The organism is Desulfovibrio sp. 1188_IL3213 (assembly GCF_036763145.1).
GTDB lineage: Bacteria > Desulfobacterota > Desulfovibrionia > Desulfovibrionales > Desulfovibrionaceae > Desulfovibrio.
Genome location: NZ_JBAIYR010000173.1, coordinates 1 through 4679, shown reverse-complemented (window position 1 = coordinate 4679; position 4679 = coordinate 1). Strand labels below are relative to the sequence as shown.

At 59.3% G+C, this 4679-nt stretch carries 4 protein-coding genes and 1 pseudogene; 3 read left to right on the top strand and 2 right to left on the bottom strand.

Annotated features, from left to right (window positions below; all coding sequences use genetic code 11):
• Positions 1-286: 286 nt before the first annotated feature.
• Positions 287-1153, bottom strand: coding sequence for a YitT family protein (locus V6C16_RS08145; RefSeq protein ID WP_333536032.1), 867 nt, complete (start codon positions 1151-1153; stop codon positions 287-289).
• 26 nt (positions 1154-1179) lie between these two features.
• On the bottom strand, positions 1180-1977 hold the full coding sequence (locus V6C16_RS08140) for a sulfite exporter TauE/SafE family protein (RefSeq protein ID WP_333536031.1): 798 nt from the start codon (positions 1975-1977) through the stop codon (positions 1180-1182).
• Between the two features lie 654 nt (positions 1978-2631).
• Between V6C16_RS08140 and V6C16_RS08135 the strand changes: the two genes are divergently transcribed.
• From V6C16_RS08135 to V6C16_RS08125, 3 genes and pseudogenes are all read left to right on the top strand, one after another.
• Entirely contained in the window at positions 2632-3588 is a 957-nt protein-coding gene (locus V6C16_RS08135) for an aspartate carbamoyltransferase catalytic subunit (protein ID WP_333542992.1), read from the top strand.
• Positions 3585-4544: pseudogene (locus tag V6C16_RS08130) on the top strand (dihydroorotase); the annotation flags it as partial. The gene V6C16_RS08135 and the pseudogene V6C16_RS08130, both read left to right, overlap by 4 nt.
• Before the next feature lie 2 nt (positions 4545-4546).
• The coding region (locus tag V6C16_RS08125) for a biopolymer transporter ExbD (RefSeq protein WP_333542993.1) at positions 4547-4679 on the top strand (133 nt) is incomplete at its 3' end.

Genomic DNA, 4679 nt, shown 5'->3' with positions numbered 1-4679 from the left:
CCCTTCGCCCGCCAGGGTCACGATGCTTCTGGCCCTGATAGCCAGGGCGGGTTCAGCGGTATGGGCCGCACAGGCGGCTCCGTTGCCGCTTTCGCTCTGTGCGGCAGCCGCCTGCGAACCCGTGTTGGAATCTGAAGGCCCCTTGGGGTGCATACTTGTTCCTTGAGCAGTTACCATTTGAAATACTCGCTTACGGCAGGCAAAAGCCTGCCTGCTCGCATTTCGCGGCAAGGATTTTCAGGAAAATCCTTGCCGCGCGGTGAACTCACTTCATTCGTAAACTGCTCTAGCGTCCGCGCCGGGCAAACTGCCCGCCGGAGACATAGAAGGTGTTTTCAACAATAAAGAGGGCATTGGGGTCAATGCTGTACACCAGGTTTTCCAGTCGCTTGAGGGCTATATTGGTGGTGACGGTGAGCAGGATTTCGCGGTCCGAGCCGGAATAGGCCCCCTTGCCGCGCAGCATGGTTGCCCCGAAGCGTTCCGTTACCAGGATGGCCTCGCTGATTTCTTCGCCGTGGTCGGAGATGACCATGACCAGCTTGCGCCTGTTGAACATGCCCAGCACATACTCAAGCGCGCTGGACGAGATGAACATCATGATCATTGACGCCACGATAAGGTCCAGCGGCAGGCGGTACGCGCCAAGCAGGAAAAGCAGGCCGTTGAAAATGACGTTGAACTGGCCGATGGAAAAATTCCAGCGGTCTTTGAGCACAACGGCGATAACGTCAGTGCCTCCGCCGCTGCCCAGGGTGCGCAGCATCACGCCGCAGGCCGCGCCGTGCAGCACGCCGCCTACGACGGCAGCATAAAGGTCGTTCTGCACGGGGATGGTAAAGTCGATAAAAAAGCCGAAAACCGTGGTACACAAGGTTCCGTAGGCTGTATAAAGCAAAAAACGTTTCCCCACAAAAAACCAGCCGAAAATATAGACCGGCGCGCACAGCAGCGCATACCAGACAAGGGGGGTAAGCGTGCCTGTCCAGTAATTGGTCAGCAGGGCCACGCCCATGATGCCCCCGGCGAGAAAGTCGTGGGGGGCGGCCACGCTTTGCACGCAGATGGTCATGAGCAGACCGCCGAGAGTCAGCCAGAGCAGGTTCCACCAGACGGATTCGGCCAGTTTGTGATTGTAGGAATAAAGTTTCATACCGCCATCCTGACAGTAATTTATGGTTACAGCAATCCCCAGGCCATCCTGGCGGCCACGATGATCAGAAAGCAGGCAAAGCCGCGCTTGAGCTTGTCCGCGGGCAGGGAATGCGAAAGCCTGACGCCCAGGGGCGCTGTAAGAAAACTGGCCGAGGCAATGCCGAGCAAGGCCCACAGGTTTACAAAGCCCAGAGTCATCGAGGGCAGGTCGGGACGCCCCCATCCGCCGATAATATAGCCCAGTGTACCCGCCACGGCGATGGGAAAGCCGATGGCGGCCGAAGTGCCTACGGCATGGTGCAGGGGAACGTTGCACGTGGACATGAACGGCACGGAAAGCGTGCCGCCGCCAATGCCCACAAAGCTTGAAAGAAGCCCTATGCCCACGCCCACGCCTGATGTACCCGCAAAGCCCGGCATATTGCGCGTGGCCGGGGGGCGGTAGCCCGAGAGCATCTGCGCTGCGACCACCACCAGAAAGCAGATGAAGATGATCTTGAGCGCCAGGGTGGGCATGTGCGTGGCAATAAGCCCGCCTCCGAACGTACCCAGAAGAATGCCGGGAGTGATATTGCGGAAAATATCCCAGTGCACGGCTCCGCGTTTGTTATGGGCGCGGGCGCTGGAGATGGATGTGATCATGATGGAGGCAAGCGACGTGCCGAGCGCCATCTGCTGCACATATTCCGCCGGAACGCCCACGGTGGGAAAGATAGCCACCATCATGGGTACCAGCACAATGCCGCCCCCCACGCCCAGAAGCCCGGCCAGCACACCGGCCACCGCGCCGCAGGCAAGATAGATCACAAGCGTCGTGAGCATTGGTCGCATCCTCCTGAAAAGTTCTGAAACATAGTAAAAACAAAGACGAAAAAACTGACAAAAATGCGGCAGCCCCGGTCGGGCAAACCGCGAAAAAGGCCGGGCAAGCGCCTTTAGAGCAGTTAACGAATGAAATGAGTTAACTGCTCTGCAAGGATTTTCTTGAAAATCCTTGCCACGAAATGCGAGAAGGCAGGCTTTTGCCTGTCGTAAGCGAGCATTTCAAGTGTTAAATGCTCTAGAGCAGATTAACTTTGAGAATATGCATTCTCAAAGTTTAAGGCACGCTCACTTCGGCGTTTAACCGCGCAGATAAACTGCGCTTACGCCTCCGTAGCGAACGTCTGCTCACGCAGCCGTCAGAGCAATGTAAAAGTGAAATTGCTCCAGGGCGCGCCCGACGGTATGGCCTTCTTCTAACTAGACAAAGGCCCAGCGGGCGTCAACAGACTTTTTGCTTTACAAAGCACCTTGGCGCGCCTACAAAAAGGGCATGATGTCTGCCGCTCCCGAAACAGCTGGTTCTGGGCGGGCGTTTTTTCCAACGCCCGGTCTGCCGGATTTTTTGAGGTTTCCGAAGTTCAGGGCCGCAGCCGCCCCCGTTGTTCCCCGTTGAAAAGCGGGGCTTTTTTTTACCTTTTACACAGCACTGCCATGAATACCGACAATCGCTACCACTGGCCGCACAAGGACCTGCTGGACGTAACGCAGCTGAGCAGGGCGGATACCCTGCACCTGCTCGATCTGGCCGTCAGCTTTCAGGAAATAAACAGCCGCCCGGTCAAAAAGGTTCCCACCCTCAAGGGCAAGACCGTGGTGCTTTTTTTTGTGGAAAACAGCACGCGCACCAAAACATCCTTTGACGTGGCGGGCAAGCGCCTTTCGGCAGACACCTTTGCGCTGGGCAAGAGCGGATCAAGCCTCAACAAGGGCGAAAGCCTCAAGGACACGGCCCTGACGCTTCAGGCCATGTCTCCGGATGTTATCGTCATGCGCCACTCCAGCAGTGGGGCGGCCCGCTATGTGGCGGACCTGCTGCCCTGCGGCGTGGTGAACGGCGGCGATGGCTGGCATGCCCATCCCACACAGGCGCTGCTGGACTGCTTCAGCCTGCGTGAAGCCTGGAAAAATTCCTTTGAGGGCCGTACCCTGCTGATTCTGGGCGATATTGCCCACAGCCGGGTGGCGCGTTCCAATATCCATCTGCTTACCGGTCTTGGCGTGCGCATACGGGTCTGCGCCCCGCGCACCCTGCTGCCTGCCGGGGTGGACCACTGGCCGGTGGAGGTATATACCGACCTGAAGCAGGCTGTGCGCGATGTGGACGCCGTAATGTGCCTGCGCTTGCAGTTGGAACGCCAGCAGGCAGGGCTTTTGCCCGATCTGGCCGAATATTCGCGGCGCTTTTGCCTTGGCCTCGACCATATGGCGCTGGCCCGACCCGGCGCAAGGGTGCTGCAACCCGGTCCCATGAACCGGGGCCTGGAAATTTCAGACGATATGGCCGATGCCCCAGCGAGCCTGGTGCTTGACCAGGTGGCTGCGGGCGTAGCCACGCGCATGGCAGTGCTTTATCTTCTGGCGACGCGCAATGACGGAGGTCGCGCATGAGGCTTTGCATCAAAAATGCCCGCCACCTGGAAGCCCCGGTGGACCTTCTGGTAACCGGTGGAAAGATTACGACCATGACTCCGGCGGGACACCACGCGCCCCCCGAAGGCTGTGAGATTTTCGATGCGCGCGGTCTTGTGCTCATGCCGAGCCTTATCGACGCCCACGTACACCTGCGCGAACCCGGTTTCGAGTATAAAGAGGACGTGGCCTCGGGGCTTGAGGCCGCCGCGCGCGGCGGTTTCGGCGGGGTCATGTGCATGGCGAATACCAGGCCCGTCAACGATACGGCAAGCGTTACCCGCCATATGCTGGACAAGGCCCGCCAGAGCCATCCCCACGGTCCCCGCCTGTTCCCCGTGGCCGCCGCCACCGTGGGCCTCAAGGGAGAGACCATGGCTCCCCTGGCGGAACTCAGGGAAGCCGGTTGCGTGGCTGTTTCCAATGACGGCCGCCCGCTGGAAAATGCCGAGCTTGTGCGCCGCATTATGGAATATGCGGCGGATCTTGGGCTTGTGCTTATCGACCATTGCGAAGACCCGCATCTGGCCCGTGGCTGGATCATGCACGAAGGCTATGTGAGCGGTCTGCTGGGCCTCAAGGGGCAGCCCTCGGCCGGGGAGGCCGTGCAGGCCGCACGTGACATAATGCTTGCGGAATATCTTGATATTCCCGTGCATATCGCGCATGTCTCGGCGGAGTTGACGGTGGACGTCATCCGCTGGGCCAAGGCGCGCGGCGTCAAGGTCAGCGCGGAAACCTGCCCGCATTACCTGCTGCTGGATGAGCGCGCGCTTGAGAACTATAGTACCCAGGCCAAGGTCAGCCCGCCCCTGCGCACCGCGCGCGATCGCGACGCCCTGCGTGAAGCGGTAAAAACAGGCATTGTGGACATTCTTGTGACTGACCATGCGCCGCACGCGGCGCATGAGAAAGACGGCACCCTGGACGAGGCTTTGTGGATGTCATGCTGGTGCTGCTTATCATCTTTATGGTAGCCACCCCCATGATGAGCCAGGGGCTTGAGGTAGATCTGCCGCAAACCACACAGGTGGAAGTGCTGCCCACAGAAGCGGACCATATGGTGCTGA